The organism is Geobacillus jurassicus NBRC 107829 (assembly GCF_001544315.1).
GTDB lineage: Bacteria > Bacillota > Bacilli > Bacillales > Anoxybacillaceae > Geobacillus > Geobacillus jurassicus.
Genome location: NZ_BCQG01000003.1, coordinates 46,434 through 70,496, shown reverse-complemented (window position 1 = coordinate 70,496; position 24,063 = coordinate 46,434). Strand labels below are relative to the sequence as shown.

The 24,063-nt window shown below is 48.4% G+C and carries 21 protein-coding genes and 2 pseudogenes; 10 read left to right on the top strand and 13 right to left on the bottom strand.

The annotated features are described in order from the left end of the window. Nucleotides 1-119: 119 nt before the first annotated feature. Entirely contained in the window at nt 120-2,108 is a 1,989-nt protein-coding gene (locus GJ1_RS01555; RefSeq protein ID WP_066227628.1) for an acetoacetate--CoA ligase, read from the bottom strand. A gap of 237 nt (nt 2,109-2,345) precedes the next feature. Here GJ1_RS01555 and GJ1_RS01550 point away from each other — a divergent pair, with 237 nt between their 5' ends. From GJ1_RS01550 to GJ1_RS01540, 3 genes are read left to right on the top strand one after another with little or no spacing between them, the layout of a single operon-like run. Beyond that, a complete protein-coding gene (locus GJ1_RS01550; RefSeq protein WP_066227549.1) occupies nt 2,346-2,600 on the top strand; it encodes a FeoA family protein in 255 nt (84 codons plus the stop codon). Beyond that, nucleotides 2,593-3,327: a FeoB small GTPase domain-containing protein gene (locus GJ1_RS01545; protein ID WP_066227546.1), complete on the top strand. Its 735-nt coding sequence runs from the start codon at nt 2,593-2,595 to the stop codon at nt 3,325-3,327. The genes GJ1_RS01550 and GJ1_RS01545 overlap by 8 nt, the downstream gene beginning before the upstream one ends. Next, nucleotides 3,296-4,690, top strand: coding sequence for a nucleoside recognition domain-containing protein (locus tag GJ1_RS01540; protein ID WP_083509911.1), 1,395 nt, complete (start codon nt 3,296-3,298; stop codon nt 4,688-4,690). Before GJ1_RS01545 ends, GJ1_RS01540 begins: the two co-directional genes overlap by 32 nt. A gap of 417 nt (nt 4,691-5,107) precedes the next feature. Here GJ1_RS01540 and GJ1_RS01535 read toward each other — a convergent pair whose 3' ends face one another. Both GJ1_RS01535 and GJ1_RS01530 read right to left on the bottom strand, forming a co-directional pair. Further along, nucleotides 5,108-5,848 carry a LytR/AlgR family response regulator transcription factor gene (locus tag GJ1_RS01535; RefSeq protein WP_066227544.1) on the bottom strand — a complete coding sequence of 247 codons (741 nt, stop codon included), beginning with the start codon at nt 5,846-5,848 and terminating at the stop codon, nt 5,108-5,110. 73 nt (nt 5,849-5,921) lie between these two features. Further along, complete coding sequence (locus GJ1_RS01530) at nt 5,922-7,955, bottom strand: flagellar assembly protein A (protein WP_066227542.1); 2,034 nt, start codon at nt 7,953-7,955, stop codon at nt 5,922-5,924. A 49-nt stretch (nt 7,956-8,004) separates the two neighbouring features. Between GJ1_RS01530 and GJ1_RS19505 the strand changes: the two are divergent. Next, a pseudogene (locus tag GJ1_RS19505) lies at nt 8,005-8,119 on the top strand (transposase); the annotation flags it as partial. A gap of 269 nt (nt 8,120-8,388) precedes the next feature. Here the strand turns inward: GJ1_RS19505 and GJ1_RS01525 are convergent. The 5 genes from GJ1_RS01525 to GJ1_RS01505 all read right to left on the bottom strand — a co-directional run bounded on the left by GJ1_RS01525 (nt 8,389) and on the right by GJ1_RS01505 (nt 15,354). Further along, complete coding sequence (locus tag GJ1_RS01525) at nt 8,389-9,081, bottom strand: EAL domain-containing protein (protein WP_281176889.1); 693 nt, start codon at nt 9,079-9,081, stop codon at nt 8,389-8,391. A gap of 280 nt (nt 9,082-9,361) precedes the next feature. Beyond that, complete coding sequence (locus GJ1_RS17490) at nt 9,362-12,007, bottom strand: MHYT domain-containing protein (protein ID WP_167346072.1); 2,646 nt, start codon at nt 12,005-12,007, stop codon at nt 9,362-9,364. A gap of 206 nt (nt 12,008-12,213) precedes the next feature. Beyond that, nucleotides 12,214-12,840: a histidine phosphatase family protein gene (locus GJ1_RS01515; RefSeq protein ID WP_066227537.1), complete on the bottom strand. Its 627-nt coding sequence runs from the start codon at nt 12,838-12,840 to the stop codon at nt 12,214-12,216. A gap of 157 nt (nt 12,841-12,997) precedes the next feature. Continuing rightward, nucleotides 12,998-13,297 (bottom strand): DUF5634 family protein, encoded by a 300-nt coding sequence (locus tag GJ1_RS01510; RefSeq protein ID WP_066227535.1) that lies wholly within the window; start codon nt 13,295-13,297, stop codon nt 12,998-13,000. A gap of 77 nt (nt 13,298-13,374) precedes the next feature. Further along, a complete protein-coding gene (locus tag GJ1_RS01505) occupies nt 13,375-15,354 on the bottom strand; it encodes a putative bifunctional diguanylate cyclase/phosphodiesterase (RefSeq protein WP_066227533.1) in 1,980 nt (659 codons plus the stop codon). A 110-nt stretch (nt 15,355-15,464) separates the two neighbouring features. Here GJ1_RS01505 and GJ1_RS18915 point away from each other — a divergent pair. Then, a pseudogene (locus GJ1_RS18915) lies at nt 15,465-15,610 on the top strand (iron siderophore-binding protein); the annotation flags it as partial. 123 nt (nt 15,611-15,733) lie between these two features. On the opposite strand, the gene GJ1_RS01495 reads toward GJ1_RS18915, so the two are convergent. The 5 genes from GJ1_RS01495 to GJ1_RS01480 form a co-directional block, all read right to left on the bottom strand. Next, nucleotides 15,734-17,005, bottom strand: a complete 1,272-nt coding sequence (locus tag GJ1_RS01495) for a TRAP transporter large permease (RefSeq protein WP_066227528.1) — start codon at nt 17,003-17,005, stop codon at nt 15,734-15,736. 2 nt (nt 17,006-17,007) lie between these two features. Further along, nucleotides 17,008-17,499: a TRAP transporter small permease gene (locus tag GJ1_RS01490; protein WP_066227525.1), complete on the bottom strand. Its 492-nt coding sequence runs from the start codon at nt 17,497-17,499 to the stop codon at nt 17,008-17,010. Nucleotides 17,500-17,604: 105 nt separating this feature from the next. After that, nucleotides 17,605-18,627: a TRAP transporter substrate-binding protein gene (locus GJ1_RS01485; RefSeq protein ID WP_066227522.1), complete on the bottom strand. Its 1,023-nt coding sequence runs from the start codon at nt 18,625-18,627 to the stop codon at nt 17,605-17,607. A gap of 11 nt (nt 18,628-18,638) precedes the next feature. Beyond that, nucleotides 18,639-18,767: a hypothetical protein gene (locus GJ1_RS19205; RefSeq protein WP_281176891.1), complete on the bottom strand. Its 129-nt coding sequence runs from the start codon at nt 18,765-18,767 to the stop codon at nt 18,639-18,641. A gap of 204 nt (nt 18,768-18,971) precedes the next feature. Further along, the gene (locus tag GJ1_RS01480) at nt 18,972-19,745 is read right to left on the bottom strand and encodes an IclR family transcriptional regulator (protein WP_066227519.1); all 774 of its coding nucleotides are present in this window, start codon (nt 19,743-19,745) and stop codon (nt 18,972-18,974) included. Nucleotides 19,746-19,922: 177 nt separating this feature from the next. Between GJ1_RS01480 and GJ1_RS01475 the strand changes: the two genes are divergently transcribed. From GJ1_RS01475 to GJ1_RS01455, 5 genes are read left to right on the top strand one after another with little or no spacing between them, the layout of a single operon-like run. Beyond that, nucleotides 19,923-20,177, top strand: a complete 255-nt coding sequence (locus GJ1_RS01475; protein ID WP_066227516.1) for a YciI family protein — start codon at nt 19,923-19,925, stop codon at nt 20,175-20,177. Between the two features lie 25 nt (nt 20,178-20,202). Continuing rightward, nucleotides 20,203-21,141: a fumarylacetoacetate hydrolase family protein gene (locus GJ1_RS01470; protein WP_066227514.1), complete on the top strand. Its 939-nt coding sequence runs from the start codon at nt 20,203-20,205 to the stop codon at nt 21,139-21,141. After that, a complete protein-coding gene (locus tag GJ1_RS01465; RefSeq protein WP_066227512.1) occupies nt 21,138-21,641 on the top strand; it encodes a DinB family protein in 504 nt (167 codons plus the stop codon). Before GJ1_RS01470 ends, GJ1_RS01465 begins: the two co-directional genes overlap by 4 nt. 5 nt (nt 21,642-21,646) lie before the next feature. Next, a complete protein-coding gene (locus tag GJ1_RS01460; RefSeq protein WP_066227509.1) occupies nt 21,647-22,759 on the top strand; it encodes a cupin domain-containing protein in 1,113 nt (370 codons plus the stop codon). A 42-nt stretch (nt 22,760-22,801) separates the two neighbouring features. Continuing rightward, entirely contained in the window at nt 22,802-24,007 is a 1,206-nt protein-coding gene (locus GJ1_RS01455; protein ID WP_083509909.1) for an FAD-dependent monooxygenase, read from the top strand. The last annotated feature ends 56 nt before the right edge of the window (nt 24,008-24,063 follow it).

Genomic DNA, 24,063 nt, shown 5'->3' with positions numbered 1-24,063 from the left:
GCCGATTTCTCCTTGCCCCATGCCGCGAGCCAATGTCTAGATCGCCGCCGATACATAGAAAGGTTGTTATTAAGCGACGCGCTTAATAACAACCCCTCTTTCCCAGCGAGAAAACGACATCAGTTCATCTGCGTCTTTGCCGCCAGCGTCTTCGCCAGCTCGAGGAAAAAGTCGAGCGCCTCCGGATTGGCCATCGAGCCCGGGTTGACCGCCTTTTCGAGCGGGAAGCCAAGGAGCAGCTTCCGGATCGGAATCTCCATTTTCTTGCCGTTTAACGTTTTCGGAATTTGCTTCACTTCGTAAATTTCATCTGGAACAAAGCGCGGCGAAACGTGTTGCCGAATCGACTGGCGGATGCGCTCTTTCAACTCGTCATCAAGCACCGCACCCGGTTTGAGAACGACAAAGAGCGGCATGAACGATTGTTTGCCCATCATTTCCAAATCGATGATAAGGCTTTCAAGCACCTCATCGACGGCTTCGACCGCGCGGTAAATTTCACTCGTGCCCATGCGGACGCCGGCGCGGTTGATCGTCGAGTCGGAGCGGCCGTAAATGACGCAGCCGCCTTGTTCGTCAATTTTAATCCAGTCGCCGTGCTTCCAGACGCCCGGGTATGTGTCAAAATAGCTGTTCCGATACCGTTCGCCGTCCGGGTCGTTCCAGAAAAAGAGCGGCATCGACGGCATCGGCTTCGTGATGACGAGCTCGCCAACCTCGTTGACGAGCGGCTGGCCGTTTTCATCAAACGCCTGCACATCCGCGCCCAGCGCGCGGCACGAGAGGACGCCGGCGCGCACCGGCAAAATGGGGGAGCCCACGACAAACGCCGTACACACATCCGTTCCCCCGCTGCATGACGCTAGGCAAATGTTGTCTTTGACGTTTTCATACACCCAGGCAAACCCTTCAACCGTGAGCGGCGAACCGGTCGAAAGCACGGCCTTGAGCTTCGATAAGTCATATTGCTCTTTCGGCTTCAGGCCGAGCTTCATGCAGATGTTGATAAACGCCGCGCTCGTGCCAAAATGGGTGATGCCTGCTTTCTCCGCAAGATCCCATAAGACATTGCCATCCGGGTACGTCGGGCTGCCGTCATAAAGCACAATGGTCGAGCCGGCAAGCAACCCGCCGATCAAAAAGTTCCACATCATCCACCCGGTCGTTGTAAACCAGAAAAACGTGCTGTCTTTCGTCAAGTTTTCCGCAATCGTGAGCGCTTTCAAATGCTCAAGCAAAATGCCGCCATGCCCTTGGACGATCGGCTTCGGCAATCCGGTCGTGCCCGAGGAGTATAAAATCCAAAGCGGGTGATCAAATGGAACGTCTTCATAGACGAGCTCCGCTTTGTCCGCCACGACATCATCCCACAGCACGACGCCCTCATCCGGAGCTTCCATCTGCCCTCGCCAATACGGAAGCAGCACCGTCTTTTTCAATGACGGCAATTTGGTGCGCAATTCCGATACGACCGGCATTTTGTCAAACTCTTTGCCGTTGTATTGGCAGCCGTCAACCGCAAACAACACGGTCGGCTCGATTTGTGCGAACCGGTCGATGACGCTGCCAGCGCCAAAATCCGGCGAGCAGCTTGACCAAATGGCGCCGATCGAGGCGCAGGCCAAAAACGCCATCACTGTTTCCGGAATGTTCGGCATATAGGCGACGACGCGATCGCCGCGCTTCACTCCCATCGCTCGCAATGCTTTGGCGATCGCCGCCGTTTTTTCGGTCAGCTCCTGCCATGACACTTCCCGGTACGGCACGCGTTCCGAGCGGAAAACGATGGCCGGGCGGTCAGCGCGCGCATGCCGGAAAATATGTTTCGCATAGTTGAGCGTGGCGCCTGGAAACCATTCCGCCCCCGGCATCTTCCGTTCACGCAGCACACATTCATACGGCGTCGCCGCCTGCACGCCGCCATATTCCCAAACCGTTTCCCAAAATTCTTCAAGATGTTCAACCGACCATGTCCATAGCTCGCGATACGAGTCAAATGACAGCCCCTTTTTCTCTTTCAGCCAGTCCATATACCGCCGAATGTTCGATTGCCGGATTTGCTCCTCCGTCGGCTGCCAAAGAATAGTTCCTTCCGTAATCGCTTTCATTTCATCGTGCGTCACTAGACGCCGTCACCGCCTTTCTGCCGATAATTTATTCAGACTATTCATATGATAACATGATTTTTGATTGTTTTGAATGGTTGTTGATTCGACAACTCTGTCAGAAAACGATGAAACAAATTCGTTGACAACAGCAAGACAAATGGAATATGATAAACACAAAAGTTGGTCTAAGTAAAAAAAATGTCTTTTATAAAAAATATTAAACGGAGGGAAACTTTTATGGCACAAGGAAAACGTTGCCGCCTCTCCGATATGAAACCGGGCGATCGATTTCGCATCGAAAAGGTTGATGTTCCTGATCCTATGTTAAAAAGGCGGTTGCTTGATTTAGGATTTGTGCCCGGCGGGGAAGTGAAGGTCGGACCAAGAAGCCCGCTTGGCGACCCGACCGCCTATCGCGTTTGTGGAACGACGATCGCATTAAGGAAAGAAGAAAGTGACTATATTTACGGGGAGAAGATCCGCCATGACTGATATGACATATACGATTGCCTTAATGGGAAATCCGAACACCGGAAAAAGCACGTTGTTTAACGTTTTAACGGGCCTGCGCCAGCATACCGGCAACTGGCCGGGAAAAACGGTCACCCATGCGGAAGGGGAGTTCACTTACCGCGGCGCAACGTACCGCCTCGTCGATTTGCCGGGAACGTACTCGCTTTATTCCAACTCCGCCGATGAAGAAGTGGCACGCGATTTTCTTCTGTTTGAACGGCCCGATATGACGATCGTCGTCGTTGACGCAACTGCGCTCGAGCGCAATTTAAATTTGGCGCTGCAAGTGTTGGAAATGACCGGCCGCGTCATTGTCGCCGTCAACTTGATCGATGAAGCGAAAAAGAAAGGCATTCACATCAACACAAAAAAATTGGCGGCCAAACTCGGCGTGCCGGTCGTGCCGATCTCGGCCCGCAACCGGGAAGGAATCGATGCGCTGCTTGACACGGTCGATGCCATGGCACACGGCCGCATCAACACCACCCCGCTTTCCATCCAGTACAGCCCGGACATCGAACGAGGAATTGCCAAACTTCTTCCACTCGTCAAGGACATCATGGGGGACACGTATCCGGCTCGTTGGATCGCCCTTCGTCTCCTTGACGGCGATGCATCGCTGCTTCAAGCGCTGAAACAGCCGCCGCAACTGTTGATCAAGGAGGGGAACGCGTATGCTTGCTGCGGATCAGTCAAATCGGTTTGACCGCTTAATGGAAGAAGCGGCGTCACTGGCGCCGGACAATACGCGTGAACAAATCGTCACCGCCATCTTTCAAACATCCGCCGCACTTTGCCAGGAATGTGTCACCCATAAAAACAGCGTGAAACGCGACCGAACGGAACAAATTGACCGGATCGTCACATCGAAGCGGTGGGGATTTGTGATCATGCTGGCGCTGCTCGCCGCTGTCCTGTACGTGACCATCGCCGGAGCCAACGTCTTTTCGGATTCGCTCGCACGCTTGTTCGGAACGATCGAAACGTATCTCACTATGGCCTTTCAAGCGATTCACGCCCCCGGCTGGCTGCACGGCCTCATCGTGCTTGGTCTATACCGCGGCACGGCTTGGGTTGTCAGCGTGATGCTGCCGCCGATGGCGATTTTCTTTCCGGTATTCGCTTTGCTTGAAAACTACGGCTACTTGCCGCGTGTCGCCTTTAACATGGATCGCTTGTTTAAAAAAGCGGGGGCGCATGGCAAACAATCACTGACGATGGCCATGGGCTTCGGCTGCAACGCGGCGGCCATCATGTCGACGCGCATTATCGAATCACCGCGCGAACGAATGCTGGCCATTTTGACCAACAACTTCGTCCCTTGCAACGGACGCTGGCCGACGCTGATCCTGCTTTCTTCCTTATTTATGGCAGCAGGCTATACAGGCGGATGGAAAACGTTCGTTACAGCGGGCGTGGTCGTTGCCATGGTGTTGTTTGGCATCGTCGTCACCTTGACCGTCTCATGGGCTCTATCCAAGACAGCCTTGCGCGGCATTCCCACCCATTACACCTTGGAACTGCCGCCCTATCGGCGCCCGAAAATCATCGAAACGATCATCCGAGCGACGTTAGACAAATCGTTATACGTTCTGAAACGGGCAGTCACCGTCGCGGCGCCAGCCGGCATTCTGACATGGGGGCTCGGCAACGTTCACGTGGGAGATACGACCGTGCTGGCGTATTTGGCCGGCTGGCTTGACCCATTTGCCAAAGCATTGGGATTGGATGGCTACATTTTGATGGCGTTCATTTTAGGCTTGCCAGCCAATGAAATTGTCGTGCCGACGTTGCTGATGGGCTATTTATCCGCGGGGGCGCTCACTGAAGTCGATGGCCTGCATTCTCTAAAACAAATTTTGCTCGACCACGGCTGGACGTGGCTCACCGCCCTCAATATGATGCTGTTTTCCCTGCTTCACTACCCGTGCGGCACGACGCTCGTCAACATTTACAAAGAAACGAAAAGCGCGAAATGGACATTCGTCGCCTTTGCCTTGCCGACGGCGATTGCCATGGCGGTCACCTTTACGACCGCGCAGCTGGCGAGATGGCTGGGGCTTATTTGATCTCTTTTCGAGACTGGCTTAACAGGCTGTCCCGCCCCGAACTTTCTCCTCTCTCATCTTCTGTTTCAAGGGGAGAGGGTTTCTCAGTAAAGTAAGTAGTGCTGACATATATTGCGCGATAAAAGAAGGATGTCCCGCTTTTTTGAGGACATCCTTCATTTTTGGCATTGATGTTCTTTGCCAACACCTGCAGATCATACAGAGCCTACTTGACAGTTTTCGAACATTCCGGCCGTAAAACTTATAACTGTTGCGCTCACCCTTTGCCTCATAAAAACCTGGTCGGCGTAGAGGCTCAACTTTTTCGAGGTGTTTCCATCCGATGGGCAAACAACGATTCCTATGCTGGTTGTAGGGTGCCCAGCGCTGTCTTTCAGCAATTCCATGCTGCTCTCTGCTTCCTGCTGAAAAACTCACCTAATTATTCATATCGAAAATTCTTCTCTGCACTTCATGAAATTTCAGTTTCGAAATATATGCGACTTTCTCACTATCGAAAAAATGAGCTAAATACGTTTCGCCAACCTGCGTAATTTTTACTATTTTTTTTAAATTGATAATATAAGAGCGGTGAGTCTTAAAAAAACAATCGTCCAGCTCCCTTTCAATTTCGTTCAGCGTCTCCGTTGTTTCATATTGCTCATTTGCCGTATGAATGACCGTTTTTCTGCTTTCCTTTTCCACGAATAAAATGTCTTCCATCGGCAGCAGAACAATAGAGTGTTTCGATCGGATTCCAAGCCTTTTGCTCGGCTGTTTCGCTTTTACAGCGGCGCATTGCTTGGCCATTTCAATCAGTTTGCGGGCCTTTTCCAACGCATAGAAGAGACGCGTTCGCTCAATCGGTTTCACGATATAATCCGTAGCGGACACTTCAAAAGCCTCTACGGCAAATTCATCGTATCCAGTAATAAAAATCACCTGGATGGAAGGAAAAATATTCCTGCATATTTTGACCGCCTCCATGCCATCGAGCCCAGGCATATTGATATCGACCAATACAATATCCGGCTGTTCTTGGAGCACAAGTTGCAAAAACTCCTCTCCGCTTGTCGCCTCAGCCACAACGTCGTAATTGGGGAATAAGCGGATAAAATGCCGCAAAATCGTTCTTGAAGACGCATCATCATCAGCAATCACGATTTTTAAATCATTCATTGCTTCCTTCCCTTCTTTCTATCCTCCTATTCCAACTAGTGATCTCTCGATTAACAGAACATTTATATCCCCCTCAACTTTTTTCGTCCAAAATGATTTGACCGTTCTCATCTAACACGGCCTCAATTTGGCGATGTTCTTTTTGGAACGTATAGGCTGTTTTTCCAATTTGGACAATCGTCCCTTCTTTTACGACACCGAATTTCACCGTTTGGCCATGCGGCACTACAATGCGTGTAACAACCCCGGAATCTGAACCTGCTTCTTGAATAAACGCTCCTTTTCGGGCATAAGCGCGACCGCCGCGCATGGTCCCTTTTATATCTAGAAAACCATCGGAATGAATGGTGCAGTTATAGCACCCTTGGCCAAAAACGGTTACACTGCCGCTGCAGTAGATCGTGCTATTCAACGCGTAGGCCATCTCGATATAACTGTCTCTGCCATTTGTGTCCGCATATTGTTTCGTTGTTGCCTTTATGTCCTCAAGCAGCTTGTCGAGCTGTTCAAGGGAATGGAATTCGTTCGGGATGCTCGAGAAAAAACATAGTTGAAACCGCTCAGCCAAATTGAGCCAAACCGGGTGAAGCTGCTGGCGGCCGCTTTTCTTGACCGCTTCGATATACTTTTGTCCTGTCACAGCCAAAGAACGGAATTTATGATCCATTAAAAGCTTAATCAATGGGAACAGTCCGTTCTGTTTCCAATCTGTCCTTTTAAACGCTGGAGAACTTACTAACTGTTTTATAGACGAAATCATTTTTTCAACATATCCTTCAATTGTCATTAACAAATGTGCGAGCTCGAAAGCCAGTATATGGCCCGTTCCCGCCGAGATGACGCTTCCAATGACATTTTGTCTGATAAAGACAGCTTGTTTTGACGTAATCGTCGCTCGAGTGACATTTTGGAATATCGTAATATTGCCCTCCGCCTCGACGCTCATTCCGTCTTCGACGCTGCCGGTAATGTCGACGTCGCCATGAAACCGAATATTGCCTGAACTCAAATCGACGTCGCCTTGATGAGTAAGCTTGTCCATCATAAATATATGCACATCGAGTCCTTGTTGCCGAAAAACCGGCCGCCCGCTAGCCAACGCTACAATTTTCGTCCCATTTTCAATTGCTGTTACACCTTTTCCTAAATGGACAGCCACCGGGTGAACAGGTTTAGGCGGAATCGGCTCATTCGTCACCGTCACGCCCGGAACGCCCGGGATCGGAGGATGAACGATCGCGATGACTTGTCCCGGATGAACGGAAGGAATATTGTTTACTTCGCGGAAATCAACGGTGCCGTCTTCCCGCAGTTTCGGCCCCGCCTGTTTACTGTCCAAATTGACCGTTAACTCCACCCAACCGTTTTTTCCTTCCTGCGGTTTCACCCCTCTAGCGATGACAAAATCGCCCGGTTTTGTCGCCTTCGCTGCTTCAGCCATCGCGGTAAAATCAAATCCTTGAACAATATTCAGCGATTTTAGTTTTTGCAAAACTGACTGGTACTCAAGTGTATTTTGTATTTCAATATGCTGTTCGGCTTTTAACTCAATATGGTAATCAGGGGAGGCATCTTTAATTTGAAACCGCTTTTTCATCCCCGGCTCTATGTGCAAAATGGCGTGCAACTTGTCTTCATCAAGGACAATATCCCATTTCGTTTCGACCGTTTCCTCTGTAGTTTGTATTTCTAATTGGTCGCCTTCAGTGACAACCGTCGTTCCAGCCACTGGATGTCCGTTTTTTAACAGCAGAACACCTTGCCCTACAGTAATAGTAGGATAGCATAACGGCGATGAACGATAAAAAATTTTCCCTCCCCGCACCCATGCTTTTCCACTCAAATGATCTTCCGCTGCTTCGATCTGCGCCTCATTCGCATTTGTTGAACCGAATTTCTCTTCTTTGACAGCGCCTGATGATTCTGTTTGCCTTTCTATCTTCGTTAGTTTGACAATGGCTGGTTTGGAACCGATGAACCAAATTCTTCTAGTTTCCTTTTGGATGATTTCAACATGCACCTCTTCGCGTTTGCTTTGCAAAATCGCCAAGCCGACGTGAATGGCCTCATCGATGTTTTTTCCTTTAGAAATGATCATTTTCCCCATCGCCGCTTCCCCCTTGGCAGCAGCTATTTTTCCTAATGCACTCAAAAGCCATATCCTGCGCCAAATCCAACGAAGCCGTGGATTTTTCCGTCATTCACGATTGGGTGGCCCCGTTGTACACGGACAAAACCGGCCGTCCGGCAGCCGACCCGGAACGGTTTCTTCATTGAAATGACGAAAGAAGCTTTTTAATTTAAAAAGTTTCGCCACCATCCACCTTCATGTTCACGATGATGCCGGCGAGCAGGTTGACCGGTCCTTTCACCGTCACGTCAAGCCGGTAGTCATGGCCTTGTCCGTTCGGATTGCTTCATAAACCAAAAACGGCTTTATTTTTTCCGCACTCCAATCCTCGATCCATAACGGTGTGTCGCCGAAACCGCAATTGCACGTGTTAAGTATGTTTATACACCTGCCAGTATCGATCTTTCGCTTATGTTAACTTACCCGGTTTTCCTAAAAGATACCCTTGCGCTGCCGGCACTCTCAAAAGCTTCGCTTGGGCGAGATCCACTTCTTCCTCAATTCCCTCTAAAACGAGCACCATTTTGCGGCCGCAGTAGCTTGCCAACAAGCTGACCATTTTTTGTTTTTCTTCATTGGCTGCCAGCCCTTGGGCAAAGTACCGATCCAACTTCACATAATCAGGCTGCAATTCAATAATTTTTTGCAAGGTCGATGCCCCTTTGCCAACATCGTCAATAGCAATGTAAAAACCATACCCTCTCATCAACTCTATAGCTGCTGTTAACTCTCCATCCTTCCATATACCCTCTTCTTCTTTTGTTTCGTTCAATTCGAACACAATTCGGTTTTCAATATACGGAAAGCGTTCAACTACTCTTTTCAAAAACGGTTTAAATTCATGATGCAAAATAGTGGAGGGATATACATTTAAAAAAAGCAGCCTTCCCTTATTCTCCAAAAAAGGAAACTGAAAGATGGAACTTTCCAGCAGTGCGAAATCCAGTTCGTATAAACATCCTTCCTCCCGAGCCTTTTGAAAGAGATGCTCAACGTTATTGATCCCGTTTACCCGCAACAGCGATTCATATCCAAAGATGCTCCAGTTAAACAAGTCCCACAGCGGCTGGTACACATGTTCAAACTGTTGTTTGTCGATCATTTTTCGGATGGAGACTAAAGTCACATTTTCACTATCCTTTCATAGGATATTCGTCCTGCATCATACTAGTCGACGAACATGAAAATTCGCCTAATGCCTTTCGTTTAGCTTTCAATATAACCTTTTTCCATGCATCTGTCTAACTTCGTTCACGCACATCAAGCATCTATACAGCCCTTATAAACACATAAAAGGACATATTAGACCTTTTTTTCGACTTTTTACGACATGTTCAACTCTCGTTTCTGTTATTTCTTGTCATAAAATGCAAAAACGCTCCTTACTTATGAGGGCGCTTTTCCTCCCATATTTTTATTAGTTTTTCAAGAAACTCGTTTACCTCCAACGGTTTTGTCATGTAATCCGTAAATCCTGCTTTTAAAGCCCTTTCAATCTCTTTTGGTACCGCATTGGCACTGAGCGCAATCATCGGAATATGCTTTGTTCGTTCATCGCTTTGCAACATTTCCAACACCGTATATCCGCTTATATCTGGGAGATGAATATCGATGAGAATTAAATCAAACCAGCCACTGATAGCCTTTTGCAAGCCTTCACCGCCATTGCGGGCAAACGTTAACAAAAGATTGGGAAACGGCTTCAATATATGTTCCAACAGTTTCAAGTTGGATATATGATCTTCGATGTATAAAATTTTTTTGTTTCCGAGCTTCAATAACCGCTCCTGATTCACCGGTTTGTTTTGTGATGAATGCGGACAGCCGTGAAAATAACTGACAGCCGGAAGGCTGAACGAAAAGTCGCTTCCCTCGCCCAGCTTGCTCTTTACCTCAATTGCGCCGCCTAAGAGGAGGATAATCTGCTTGACAAAAGCGAGCCCAATTCCATTGCCGTCGACATGAGTGCCTTTTATGCGATAAAATGGTTCAAAGATATTTTCTTTTTCTTCATCCGGGATGCCTATCCCATTATCTTTTACATGTATAACCACTTTTTCCTGATCATATTTCCCTTCAATAAGGACAGTACCGCCATCACGATTGTATTTAATGGCATTGTCAAGCAAGTTTAATAACACTTGTCTCACTCTCGTCGCATCTGTGTATAAATACACTTGTTCACTAAAGCTCGATCGATCTTGAATGTCGATGTTTTTCTTATTGGCTAACGGTTCGACTAATTTAATGCTTTCTTTAATAATGTCGTCCGGATGGACTACATCATAAGTTAAGGGCAACCTTCCTGTTTCGATCCTTGCCAAGTCTAACATTTCGTTGATTAAATTTAGCAAATGGCGGGCACCTCCCAATATTTCTTGCACAAACTCCCGCTGCCGGCCGTTTAAGGAAGGATCCATCTCCAACAATTGGGCGAACCCTAGCACTCCGTTCAATGGCGTACGAATTTCGTGGCTCATGCGTGAAATTAAATTGGATTTCGCCTGGTTGGCCTTTTCTGCCTCCTCTTTTGCCCGCCTCATTTCTTGTTCCATCATTTTCCTTTCTGTAATATCAATCGCCGAGCCGACAACCTCAATCACTTTGCCATTCTTTTTTATAGGACGCAAACTGGCTAAATAGTCAATTCCATTGATATTCCCTTCATAGTACAACGCTTCTCCCGTTTCCCACGCATGCCGGTAATATAGTTCTTTCTGGTCAGCGATCTGCTTTGGCAAAAAATCATGCAATGTCTTGCCCATCACCTGTTTCGGATCGATTCCCAAACTATAGAGCAGCTCCCCGCCGCATAACGTATGGACGAACCTCTCCCCCCTTTTCGTGAATTTAAAGATCATTCCTTGTTGCTGACAAATGGCGTTCCATAAATCCCGTTGCATTTTCTTTATGCGTGCCTGATATTTTGCAAGCTCTGTCACATCTCTTCCAACCATAAACAATCCGATGACGTTTTTTTCCTCCATTATCGGGATAAAAGTAAACTCCGCAACAATCTGTTCTTTTCGGGCCGTTTTCACTGAAGTTGATAGAAAGCAAGATTGGCCTCCTTCCACCTTTCTTAAGCATTTATCGATTTTTTCATGATCACCTTCGTAAAATAGGTCGTATAAACTGGTCAATGACGCTTCTTGTCGGGCCTGCAGGATCTCCATCGCCTTTGGACTGATGCTGATAATTCCTCCGTTGAGATCGGCAGAAAGAACAAAATGTGGAGTGTAGTCCATTAAACATTTATAATGGGTCTCGGTGAGTTTCTTTTGCCGCAAGGCTTCCCGTCGCTCAAGATAGGCGACCGCGTTGGCCATGACCAATATGGCGATCGTAATAAAAGCGAGGATGTAGGCTAAACTATCAGCTGGGATCACGGATGCCGATTCCGTTCGTATGAGTTCCTGACTTTTAGGCGCTTGGAACCATGCCCCCTTCATCGCTGTATAATACATCGCTGCGATTCCGCTCCCTATGACAACGGAACTGACTATCTTTTTTAAAGGCCGATCATTCCTCGCTTGGCAGGCAACCAAAAGAATAAACAGTGCCAAAAACGAGATAAAAAATGAAATGATGAGCGACAGACAAACAAAAAGCGGACGATGATGCATAGACACCTCCGTTTTCGCAGCCGCAATCCCGACATAATGGAGCCAGCTAATAGCAACTCCCATCAGGCCGCTGCCCAAGACAAAATGGAAAATTTTCTTCCCGCTGCAACAAACGAAGTATAAGGCGAGGAACGTCCATAATACGGCCAATAGAAACGATAAAACAGTTGGAACTACTTTGTAGTCTACAGGGGAATATAGGCGATAGCCGAGTGTGGCTGTAAAATGCATGGACCAAATTCCTAAACCGATGATCATGGTTCCCATGAATACCCAAATGACTTTCCCATTGTCGTTGCTGGCGGCTTTCGCTGAAATATTCAAAGATAAGTAGGAAAAAACAACGGCAATCATTACAGAGATGACAACCAGCTGTGAATCGTGATATCCTGTAATCCCCATAATAATACCTCCCCATTTGTTAAAACTAAAGATAACACAGTCAATCATACAAAAATGCACCATTGTTGTTAACATATGGAGTCAGCCATCCAACATTGTTGCGATTGATCGTTATGACTTATAGTTTAGAAGCTGTTGTTTCACAAATAAAAAAGACGGGCAGCGGTCAATCGCCCGTCCTTCCTGTTTTAGTCAATTATTCAGCGCTATACTTCTCTTACTTCCTCAATATGTGACACATCTCCTTCAACGGCCACGTGAAACGTCCCACCATTCACCTCAACGATCGTCACACTTGTGCCGTACATATACGGCGGCGCCCAAAGTTGCTCAAGCGGCATCCCTTTAAATGCCGCCACGAGTGTTTTCAGCACGACGCCGTGGGTGACGATCAAGACGGTCTCCCCCTCATGCCGCTCGATGATGCGCCGCACCGCTTCAAGCGCTCGCTGCTGCACGTCACAAAACCGCTCGCCTCGCCTTGGAGCGTACAGATGGGGCGCGTTCCAAAAATAGTCGAACGCAACCGGATCCATTTGCCGAATCTCGTCATGCGTCTTTCCTTCCCAATCGCCAAGTTGAATCTCACGCAGCCGCTCGTCTTGATAAATCGGAATGAGCCGATCGCCGCGGACAAGTTCCGCCGTCTCAAGCGCCCGACCGCTTGTGCTCGCATAAATCGCCGCCAACTCGACCGCTTCGAGCCGTTTCCCAAGCCGCATGGCGTCTTGCCGCCCTTTTTCCGTGAGCGGCGAGTCTTGCCAACCTTGCATTCTCTTTTCGACGTTCCACTTCGTTTCCCCATGTCTTGTCAAATACAATGTTGTCATCATGTCTTCCCTCGTTTCTCCTCTCTATCCATCTATCGATCATTCAACAGCCGACTCAAACCTTGGCAACTGTTTCCTTATCTAGCAATCGAAGCCCCCGAATCATGCTCCTCTCCCCTTCCGTCAGCCAAAAAAGCGGCCGAGCTGGGCCGCCTGCTTGTTAATGGATGATTTCTTCCATCGCCTCTTGCAACGAATGAAAGCCTTTTTTCTCCTGACCGTCTTTTCGAACCGTCCACTCTTGTTTCTCAAGTGCGAGTTCACCGCGTTCGTTTTTCACAAACGGCATATGAATGGTGATCATCTCATCGTCTTTGTTGATCGTATAGCCGATGTAGCAACGGTTTCCTTCTCCGCTCTCTTCGAAAATGCCGACTTGATCAAGGCTATACGCCTCCATCATCGGCTCGAGCGTGTCGATGAACTCCCCGATAATGACGCTTCGCGGCGCAAATTCCATTATTTTTCCTCCTCTTGCCTAATCATCAAGTGTAGTTTGCGGCAAGCAGAGGAAACTCATGAGTGGAAATGACCGACTTATGACGAGGGCCCATTGCAGGCCTTGCAGTTGTGCTCCTCAAGCCATTGCTCCAGCTTTTCTGCTTCGAGCGAGCGGCTGAAGTAAAACCCTTGCGCATAGTCGCAATGCATTTGCGAAAGAAGCGACACCTGCGATTCGGTCTCCACTCCTTCGGCCAATACTTCAATATCCAAGCTTTTTGCTAAATGAATGATCGTATCAACGATCGTTGCATCTTTCGAATTTTCCGCAATGCCTTGAACAAAACTGCGATCGATTTTCAACAGCGACACCGGCAAATTGCGGATGTACGCAAGCGAGGAAAAGCCGGTGCCGAAATCGTCGATCGCCGCCTGCACGCCGAGCCGCTGAAGCTCGGTTAAAATGTGCCGCCCTGTCTCAATGTTTTCCATCAGCCCGCTTTCGGTCACTTCCAAAATGATCCGATCGGGCGAAAGCCCCGTTTCCCGCAAAATGCGCTTCACATGTTCAACAAGCTCCGGCCGGTTGAGCAAAAACGGCGACAAGTTGACCGCCAGCTTCAAGCCGGGAAACTTTCTTTCCCATTCTTTCACTTGGCGGCACGCCTGTTCAAGCACCCATAACGTAATTTCAAAAATAAAGCCGTTTTCCTCCGCCAATGGAATGAAATCAAGCGGCGGAATCTCACCGAGCGACGGATGACGCCAGCGCAAAAGCGCCTCAACCCCCATCGCCTGTCCTTTCGCGAGCTGCACTTTCGGCTGGTAGCATAAATACAACTGTCCGCGCATAATGGCAAACGGCAAATCCTGTTCGATCATGGCCTGCCGGTGTTCGGTCGGCCGGTAAAAGGCATAGCCGTTCCGCCCCCGCTCTTTCACTTCGTACAACGCTTGATCGGCATATTTCATCACTTGCTCGATCCGATCGCTGTCTTTCGGAAAAAAGGCAATGCCGATCGACAATGTTGACTGGATGAGCTGTTTTTCGTAATAAAACGGCTCGTGAAACGAACTGACAAGCTGTTCCGCCAAGGCAGTCATCTCTGTTTTCGTTATGTTCGGCAGCAACAGAACGAACTCATCGCCGCCGATGCGAGCGAAAAAATCGCCTTGGCGCAACACTCGCTCGACGCGCTTGACCGCCTCGCGCAAAAAGTAATCGCCGGCTTGATGGGAAAAATGATCATTGATCCACTTGAATTTGTCAAAATCTAAATAACAAAGGGCAAACGGCGTCTGGCTCGCAATCAGCTCATGAATGTGCCGCTCGAAATAGCTGCGGTTGGCGATGCCCGTGAGCGAATCGAAATAGGCAAGTTGGCGCAGCTTTTCTTCGTACCGCTTCCGCTCGCTGATGTTTTTCACTGTCACAATGACGCAATCGAGCGTCCCCGCCTCATCGATGATCGCCTTCCCTTGCGCCTCCATCCAAACCCATTCGCCTTTCTCGCCTTGCTTGCGAAATTCGGCGGATTGCGTCTCGTATGTATCGTACAGCTCGGCCAATTTTTGCGCCACGACCGGGACGTCATCAGGGTGGATCAACGTCAGCACCTCATCGTATGATATCGGGAGGCGCTTAGCTGTTTTCCGCTTCCATGCCGGCGGGATGTACGACAATTCGCGGTCGCGGGAAAAAATCAAGACATAATCATTCGAATGCTCGACAATTAGTTGCAGGCGCCGTTCCGCTTCAGCAAGCCGCTCTTGCAGGCCGCTCTCCTCCGCTTGGCGGCGAAGGACGCATAAGACAGCTGCCGCCTGTCCGTTTTCGTCAATGATCGGCGACACCCCCGCGACCAATAAGCCGCCAAGCAACTCCCAGCGAAAGGCAGCCGGGCGCTGTTTCACCCGTTCAGCCAACGCCCGTCCTTCGACGGACAGCGTCCTCTGTTCTTCTTCACTCAGCGCCAAGCCGACAAAAGCCGGATTGTTGTAAATGATCACGCCTTGCAAATTCAAGATGACTACTGCTTCTGTGAAGTGATGGAAAAAGACTGTATACTGATCCATGCAATTGTTACCTCGCCATTTTACCAAAATAAGCGATGTTCACACTTCCATTTTCACGAAAATCCCAGCAAAAATCAACAAATTTCGCAAATATTTTGCCAAAAACATGAAACGACCCGCTCTTTCAAAACTTAAACGTCGCCAAACAAGGGAACGTATACAAAGTGAACGACACGATTTGGAACACCGCCGGCGGGGGCTTGCCGCCTACTTGATGTTGGGTGACATGGAGAAGTATTTCTTGCAAGGGCAATAATGCAATCATAAAGCTGTACAAAAGGCGTGCCAGACGCGCACCCTTTGTACAGCTTTTCTTGTGGGGCAAAATATGCCGCAAAGCCGTTGAGAAGCTGAATGAGCCTCTGCTTGGCAGCGCTATCTATTGTAAAGAATTCGGAATCCATAACACCATTTGCGGCCAATACGTGATGATCAATAATACCGCGATCGAAACCGCCAAAAACGGCAAAATAGCTTTTGTCAACAGCTCCAACTTCACATTCCCCAGCGCTGAGGCGATATATAACCCTGCTCCTACTGGAGGAGTAAGCAAACCGATCGTCAAGTTAATGCAAATGATGATGCCAAAATGAATTGGATCGATGCCGTAGCTTGCCAACAACGGAGCGAATACCGGCACTAAAATGATTAACGCCGCAATTCCATCCATAAACATTCCTACAATTAAAAGGAAGATATTCACAATGAATAGAAACACCCATGGGTTATCCGTCAACGACATCATCCAGGAGGCGATAGACTGCGGAATTTGTTCAAACGAAAGCATCCAGCCGAACAAATTCGCCATGGCAATCAACATCGTAATCGTTGCCGTGGACACAGCCGTATTGATCATGATGGAAGGGATGTCTTTCCACTTTAATTCCTTATACGCCAGTCCGACGATGAGCGCGACAACGCAAGCGATCGCTGCCGATTCGGTCGGCGTGAACGCTCCGCTCAAAATCCCGGCAATAATAATGACTGGGACAAGCAAGGCCGGAATGACGTTGAAAAACGATTTCACCATCACAGTAAACGGCGCCCGTTTGTGTGTCGGCCACTGTTGTTTAAATCCGACATACGCGATTAAAAGGGCAAAAGCCAGTCCGAGCAAAATTCCAGGCATAATGCCGGCCAAAAACATTTTGCCAATCGAAGCCCCAGATGACACCCCATAAATAATAAACAGCATGCTTGGCGGGATAATCGGCCCTAACAACCCGGCCGCCGCTGTTGTCGACGCGCTAAACTCCCGGGAATACCCTTCTTTCTCCATCGAAGGGACCATCACTCTGCTCATCATGGCGATTTGAGCGGTGGCCGAACCAATGATGGAGGCTAGCAGCATATTGGAAATAACATTGACATAAGCTAATCCGCCGCGGAAATGGCCGACCAGCGTTTTGGAAAAATCAATCAGCCGTTTTGTAATCCCGCCGGAATTCATCAATTCGCCAGCCATCATAAACAACGGAATGGCCAGCAACCCATAGTTCTCAAGCCCGGAATACAAACGTTGCGGGGCGGTCGATAATAACCCTTCGTTTCCTGACAAAAGGATATATATGATCGTTGTGATTCCTAATACGAACGAAATGGGGACTTGCAACAGCAATAAGAGAATAAACAGCATCGATGCTGTGATCATTTCTATACTTCCCCCTTCCTTTGCAAACCATGATTCAACAACAAGTCAAGCGAATGGACAATCATAAATAAAAAACTAACGGGCACGCTTAAATATGGGATGATCATCGGCAACCGCATAGCATTTGAATACTGCAACATAATCGTTGGCGACGAAATCCATTTGAACGCCAAATAGAAAATATAAAGAACAAAAACAAATACAATGAAAAAACTAAGTCCTAGCAGCCAGATTTTGGCCTTCCCTTGCAGCTTGTCCATGACGATTGTAATGGCCGCATATTCTTTTCTTTTCAAACTCATGCTGCCGCCGATAAACGTCAGCCATACGAGCGAGAAAATCGAAACTTCTTCCGCCCACGTTAACGGTGAACTCAGCACATACCTATAAACTACCCCTAATGACAATGAAACAAGCATGATCACACATAAAATGACGGCCAACACTTTTTCAATCACGTAAATGCCATTGCTCAATCGATGAACCCATTTCATTGTTGCCCCTCCTGCTAAAGGCTGAAGATGAAGATATAGTTTCCAAATGACAACCAAAGTAGGGATTTCTAGTTGAAAAGAAATCCCTACTTTCCCCTGCTTTCCTCATTTTTTCTGTAAAGCTTCCTCTAAAAATTTTTTAATAACCGGCGATTCGTGTGCGTATTTCTCTTGTATCTCCTTAGCCACCTTTTCAAAATCGCCTAGTTGCTCAAGTTGTTGAACTTGCACACCTGCTGATTTTAACGTTTCTAAATTTTTCGTTTCTCTTGCAATCGCTTCTTTGACTCCCCAATCGCATGCCGTCTTGAGCGCTTTTTTGATGATCTCTTGATCTTCCGGAGAGAGGCTGTCAAACTTTTGTTTGCTCATGACGACAACTGCAGGAAATGTCATATGATTCGTGATCGTTAAATATTTCGCGTTTTCATAATATTTCTCTGTTACTAAAGCATCCAAATCAATGTCCACTCCATCAATGACCCCGGTTTGTAAAGAGGTGTACACTTCAGATAGCGGCATGGCGGTCGGTCCAGCGCCGATTTCCTTCCAAAAATCTTGCATCACCGGGCTGCCGATAATCCGGACTTTCTTTCCTTTTACATCATTAGGTGAATTGACAAAACCATCCTTCATCAAAACATGGCGATTTCCGGCGAAAATAAAGTCAAAACCGATTAACCCTTGCGATTTCAATTCTTCTAGCATTTCGCCAGCAACAGTCGAATTTCTCATTTTAGAAGCTTCTTCTAAATTCGGAAACACAAACGGCATAAACCAAGCATTGAGCGATTGTTGTCGTGTGCTCATATAGGCATTCGTCAAAAATCCGAAATCCAATGAGCCGGTCTCTAGTTGTTGTACCATATCCTTCTCTTGTCCTAATTGAGAGGCCGGATAAATTTGCAGCTTCATTCTCCCATTTGACAGCTTTTCCAGCTCTTCGCCAAATTTCAATGCCGTCTGATGCCAAACGTGCGATTCCTGCGTCACATGCCCAAGCTTAAACACATACGTTGCTTCTCCAGTTTTTCCATTTGTCTCGTTATTGCCATTGCCACAGGCAGTCAAAAAGATGGAGCAAATCATGGCCAATACAATTGAAATGCGGCTCAATGTCTTTTTCATTACAATCCCCCTCAAATTACACTTTTCAACCGCGACGGCGCATAGTCGGTTAATAAAGCGGCTATATTCGGCATAATCCCCCCGAGCCCAAGACCGGCAAGAAAACGGTAAACGGAAAATGCTGTCGTAATCGCTTTCAAAAAATTAATCCCTCTTTCCACACAAAAACGTGCGAAATGCTTGCAATTCGGTATTATACCTCACTTCCCCCTTTATTCATCACCCCTTGAAGAATTTTATAAATAGTGAACTATATTCACTATACAACAAATGATATTTTGTGTCAAAACATTTTTAATATTTGTTATAGTGGGTATAAACAAAAACCGGCCAACCTTCCACGGCTAGCCGGCAACAAAACCGAACGACTTGGAAATCTCGAGTACAGCCTCCACAATATATTTACCCATCTCCTCTTCCGCCGTCTGCGGGATTTGTTCCGTAAACCCGACAACCGTCACCGCGCCGACGAGATCGCGTTGAAAATCGAACACGGGGACGCTGAACGACGAGACGTGCTTCACCAACGGCTCTAACGCATATGAGAAAAAGCGTTCTTTTATTTGTTCAATCTCCTCCTCGAGCTGCTTGCGGCGCTCATCTGACAGTTTGCCAAGCTCCTTTCGCTTCCATTCCCTCACTTGCGGATCGCTTTCGTCCTTAAATGCCGCAAACACTTTCCCTGTCGCCGACAATAACGGAAGCCTCGTCCCCACTTGTGCTCCAATGTTCAACCCATAGTTGGCGCTGCATATATCAACAATTACCGGGCCATCATGCGTCCAAAGCGCCAGCAAGGCAGTTTGGGATGTATGGGCGCTGGTTTCCCGCAAATACGGCGTAATTTTGCCGATCACATTTCGGTCTCCCAATGCGGCCGTTCCATACTCCATCAGCTTCCCGCCCAGCGAATACGTGCCGTCTTTTCGATTGCGATATAATAACCCGAGCATTGTCAACGTATTTAAATATTTATATAAATTGCTTTTGGTGATCCCGGACAGCTCCTGAATCTCTGTGAATTTCAACGGCCGGTTTTGCGCGGCAACAACATCGATAATGCTCATGCCCACTTGGAGCGACTGAATAACATTCGCATTTTTTTCACTTTTCCCCATGCTTCGTTCCCCTTCTGTTTTCTCTCTTTATCATTACGAATGTAACAGCAGCGGCCAAAAAAATCAATGTTTCTTTTTTCAAAAATAAATATTGACAATAATCCAAACATTTTAATATTCTATGAATAGATAACATAGTTATCAAATAGTGAAATAAGTAAGAAAGGAGGCCGTGGCTTGAACAAATATCTTGTCTTTATTCGCAGGACGGAACACTTCACTGGACGCACTCTTCCCGCCCACCGCGATTTTCTGGCGAATTTGCGGGAATCCGGCGCACTTGTTTCTGCTGGAGCGTTCACTGACCAAACGGGCGGCGCCTATATTTTGCAATGTTCTTCGTACAGCGAAGCGGAAGCGATCATACGCCGCGACCCGATGAACGACCCGAACGAAGCAATCTATGAATTAAAAGAATGGAACGCCAGCTAGATTATAAGCGAAAGGAAGTTGAAAGATGAAACTGATCACGTTCACAAAAGATGGAGTCTCCCGCATCGGAGTCATAGAAAACGGTTCCATCATTGACCTTCACTGCGCGTTCTATGAAAAATTGCGTGCGGAAGGGAAATTGCGCGCCCGGCAAATCGCCGAAGCCTACGTTCCAAGCGATATGGTCGGCTTTTTGCAGGGCGGAAACGAAAGCCTAGAGTACGCAAAACAAGCGGTGGAATTCGCCCTTTCCCATGACAGCGACGTCCCGCTTGTGTTCAAACGGGAGGAAGTGAAGCTCAATGCACCGGTTCCGAATCCAGGAAAAATGATCTGCGTCGGTCATAACTATCGAGAGCATATTTTGGAAATGGGACGGGAAATACCGCCGTATCCAGTCGTGTTTGCGAAATTCGCCAATACGGTCATCGGCCCGGAAGACGATATTCCGTTCTATCCCATTTCCGAGCAGCTCGACTATGAAGCAGAGTTCGCGTTTGTCATCGGCAAACAGGCTCGGAACGTAAAACAAGCGGATGCGCTCGAGTATGTCGCTGGTTACACGATTGTCAACGATGTCACATACCGCGACTTGCAACGCCGCACACTCCAGTGGCTGCAAGGAAAAACAGTCGACGGCAGCGCGCCAATGGGGCCTTGGCTCGTCACATCGGATGAATTGACCGATCCGTCAGGGCTCGAGATCGCTTTGTTTGTCAACGGCGAAGAGCGGCAGCATTCCAACACCGCCAATTTAGTGTTCACCGTTCCGTATCTTGTCGAATTTTTATCCGGTTTAATGACGCTTGAACCGGGCGATGTCATTCTCACTGGCACTCCAGGCGGTGTCGGGGTGGCCCGCACCCCGCCAGTGTTCTTAAAACACGGAGATATCGTCCGCATCGAAGTGGACAAAATTGGCGTACTCGAAAACCGGGTGAAAAAGGTGGAGATGCCGTCATGACGAAAGCACTCTTACAATCTTCGTCTGCAACGGTCAAAGAAACCGTCGACAACATGGTCGAACTCGTACAATCGCTTTCTGAAGAACTGATCCGCTGGAAGCCGTCGGAAGACGAATGGTCGATCGCGCAAATCCTCTCCCACTTAAATGAAGCAATTCCGTATTGGGTCGAGGAAATCAAACGAATCAAGCAAGATACCGCAACGATATGGGGCCGCGGGCTTGCGGATGAAGCGCGACTGGCTGCTGTCGACGAAGCGCATGTCAATCGCGTCTCTATAGCGGAACTATTGGCGCAGCTAAAAACGGTTCCGGCAACTGTAGAAACAGCGTTCCGTGAGCTGGATGAAGGCGATTTAGCCATCGTTGCGCCAAGCCGCAATCCAAAATTCAACGGCCAGCCGCTGCGCTTTATCATCGACCATTTGATTGTCGAGCATGTGCAAAAACACCTCAACCAAATCAAACGCAACATCAAAAAATGGAATGAAAAGGAGTGATCCGTATGGCGGAAAAAGGGAACTTTTTGCAAGACCAAGATGTGCTTGATTTCAATCGCGATATTGAGCAATACCATTTGGGTCCGCTTTGGAACGCGATTCCTGACTTAATGAAGCATCAGCCGGAGCCGCACGCCAAAGCGCACTTATGGAAATACAGCCTCCTCAAGAAAAAGTTGATGGAAGCGACGCAAATTTTCACCCCGGACCGCGGCGGTGAACGGCGCGCCATTTACTTGCAAAACCCAGGGCTGAACTACCGGAAACCGTGGGGCTGGGCATCGACGACCCAAACATTGTATGCGGCCGTCCAGCTCATTTTGCCGGGCGAAACGGCCCCATCCCACCGCCACGTGCAAAACGCGCTTCGTTTTGTGATGGAGGGCGAAGGCGCGTACACAATCGTGCAAGGAGAGCGCGTCTTCATGGAGCGCGGCGACTTTTTGACAACGCCAAACGGGCTTTGGCACGGCCACGGCCATCCGGGCTCCGAACCGATGATTTGGATGGACTGCTTGGATATTCCGACGATCTATTTCTTAGGCGGCACGTTTTTTGAGCCGTATCCGGAGCGTCTTCAAGAACCAGAAGTGCCGGATAACTACTCAGCGCAGCGCTATGAAGGCGGAATGGTGCGACCGATTTCCGACCGTCACTCGAAAAAAGCACCGCTGGCCGCCTATAAATGGAAACGCACACAAGAATCAATCGAGGGGCTCAGCCGCTTTGAACCCGATCCGTATGACGGATATGCAGTCGAGTACATCAACCCGTCCAACGGCGAAACAGCTTGCCCGACGATCGCCGCTTGGATGCAAAAATTGCCGAAAGGGTTCCATACGAAAGCTCATCGCCATACGCATGCATCCATCTACCACGTCTTTGAAGGATCAGGGTATACGATCATTAACGGCATCCGCTTCGACTGGGAAAAAGGCGACTTCTTTGTCGTGCCGAACTGGGCGTGGCATGAACATGTCGCTGAAGAAGACAGCTACCTCTTCTCGACAAACGATTTGCCGATTCTTGAAAAGTTCGGCTTAGAACGCGAAGAGGCATTAGAGGACAACAATGGCTATCAAACAGTGACTGGGGAATTTAAACCTGTTCTTGGATAATCTATGTCCGATCATTTCAAATTACTAATGGGGGGCTTCATCGTGACGAAAACGGACTTAATCATTGTCGGTGGCGGAATTGGCGGCTTGGCTGCCGCTTTAGCCGCCGCCGAAAACGGAAAAACGTCGATGGTATTGGAACGGGCGCCGGAATTCGGCGAAGTCGGCGCCGGCATCCAATTGGCGCCAAACGCTACGTCTGTATTGAAACGCTTTGGCGTGATGGACGAAATCGAAAAAGTGGCTGTCTTTCCGAAACGGCTCGTGTTAAAAGACGTTTACACCGGTGAAGAGCTGAGCGCGATGGATCTTGGCCAAGCGTTTCTTGAGCGCTACGGGCATCCGTATATCGTCCTCCACCGCGCTGACTTGCATCGCATTTTGTTTGAAGCGTGCGTCCGCACGGGCAAAGTGACGTTTGTCAATAACCAAACGATCGTCTCCATCAACCAGGATAGCAGCGGTGTTACGGTAACGAGCGAAAGCGGCGATACGTTCACTGCTGACGCTGCTATCGGCGCAGACGGCATTCGCTCAAACATCCGCAAATATTTCTCGGATGACGAACCCGTCTGTTCAGAATATGTCGCCTATCGCGGCACAATTCCGATCGAAGAAATTCAAGCTGAGCCTCATGAGTTAGATGATGTCATTATGTGGATCGGACCATATTTGCATCTTGTCCAATATCCGGTCAGAAGCAAACAGCTGTACAACCAAGTCGTCGTGTTTAAATCGTACCGTTACAAAGAAAACAGCGATGATTGGGGCACGCCGGATGAAATGGAGCGGCGCTTCAAAGGCAGCCATCCGAAAGTGTGGCATGCGCTGTCGTTTATCAACCGCCAGTTCCGCTGGCCGATGTACGACCGTGTGCCGATTGACAACTGGACGAAAGGAAACGTCACCTTGCTTGGCGACGCGGCTCATGCGATGCTTCAATATTTGGCCCAAGGCGGCTGTCAAGCGCTTGAAGATGCTTCATATTTGGCGGATATGTTGAAACAATATCCAAATGACTATGAAAAAGCGTTTTTAGCGTATCAAAAAGAACGGATTCCACGCACCGCCAGAGTGCAACGGAGCGCCCGGACATGGGGAGAGATTCTCCATGCGGCCGATCCGATCACGATTTTATTGCGCAACACGATTTTTAAACAGCGCACCCCGCAAAATTACGAGGCGGCTGACTTTTTATACAACTATGAGCATACAACTAGAAAAATCAAACCGAAAGTATTATCATAATTTTTGCACAACTCTTATTCAACGCAGGCGGAGGCGTCACATCGCCGCTCCCCCTG

What these genes read in the sequence shown, in the direction of transcription:
- GJ1_RS01555 (WP_066227628.1), bottom strand. Translation starts at nt 2,108, where the DNA reads ATGAAAGCGATTACGGAAGGAACTATTCTTTGGCAGCCGACGGAGGAG.
- GJ1_RS01550 (WP_066227549.1), top strand. Translation starts at nt 2,346, where the DNA reads ATGGCACAAGGAAAACGTTGCCGCCTCTCCGATATGAAACCGGGCGAT.
- GJ1_RS01545 (WP_066227546.1), top strand. Translation starts at nt 2,593, where the DNA reads ATGACTGATATGACATATACGATTGCCTTAATGGGAAATCCGAACACC.
- GJ1_RS01540 (WP_083509911.1), top strand. Translation starts at nt 3,296, where the DNA reads ATGCTTGCTGCGGATCAGTCAAATCGGTTTGACCGCTTAATGGAAGAA.
- GJ1_RS01535 (WP_066227544.1), bottom strand. Translation starts at nt 5,848, where the DNA reads ATGAATGATTTAAAAATCGTGATTGCTGATGATGATGCGTCTTCAAGA.
- GJ1_RS01530 (WP_066227542.1), bottom strand. Translation starts at nt 7,955, where the DNA reads ATGGGGAAAATGATCATTTCTAAAGGAAAAAACATCGATGAGGCCATT.
- GJ1_RS01525 (WP_281176889.1), bottom strand. Translation starts at nt 9,081, where the DNA reads ATGATCGACAAACAACAGTTTGAACATGTGTACCAGCCGCTGTGGGAC.
- GJ1_RS17490 (WP_167346072.1), bottom strand. Translation starts at nt 12,007, where the DNA reads ATGGGGATTACAGGATATCACGATTCACAGCTGGTTGTCATCTCTGTA.
- GJ1_RS01515 (WP_066227537.1), bottom strand. Translation starts at nt 12,840, where the DNA reads ATGATGACAACATTGTATTTGACAAGACATGGGGAAACGAAGTGGAAC.
- GJ1_RS01510 (WP_066227535.1), bottom strand. Translation starts at nt 13,297, where the DNA reads ATGGAATTTGCGCCGCGAAGCGTCATTATCGGGGAGTTCATCGACACG.
- GJ1_RS01505 (WP_066227533.1), bottom strand. Translation starts at nt 15,354, where the DNA reads ATGGATCAGTATACAGTCTTTTTCCATCACTTCACAGAAGCAGTAGTC.
- GJ1_RS01495 (WP_066227528.1), bottom strand. Translation starts at nt 17,005, where the DNA reads ATGATCACAGCATCGATGCTGTTTATTCTCTTATTGCTGTTGCAAGTC.
- GJ1_RS01490 (WP_066227525.1), bottom strand. Translation starts at nt 17,499, where the DNA reads ATGAAATGGGTTCATCGATTGAGCAATGGCATTTACGTGATTGAAAAA.
- GJ1_RS01485 (WP_066227522.1), bottom strand. Translation starts at nt 18,627, where the DNA reads ATGAAAAAGACATTGAGCCGCATTTCAATTGTATTGGCCATGATTTGC.
- GJ1_RS01480 (WP_066227519.1), bottom strand. Translation starts at nt 19,745, where the DNA reads ATGGGGAAAAGTGAAAAAAATGCGAATGTTATTCAGTCGCTCCAAGTG.
- GJ1_RS01470 (WP_066227514.1), top strand. Translation starts at nt 20,203, where the DNA reads ATGAAACTGATCACGTTCACAAAAGATGGAGTCTCCCGCATCGGAGTC.
- GJ1_RS01465 (WP_066227512.1), top strand. Translation starts at nt 21,138, where the DNA reads ATGACGAAAGCACTCTTACAATCTTCGTCTGCAACGGTCAAAGAAACC.
- GJ1_RS01460 (WP_066227509.1), top strand. Translation starts at nt 21,647, where the DNA reads ATGGCGGAAAAAGGGAACTTTTTGCAAGACCAAGATGTGCTTGATTTC.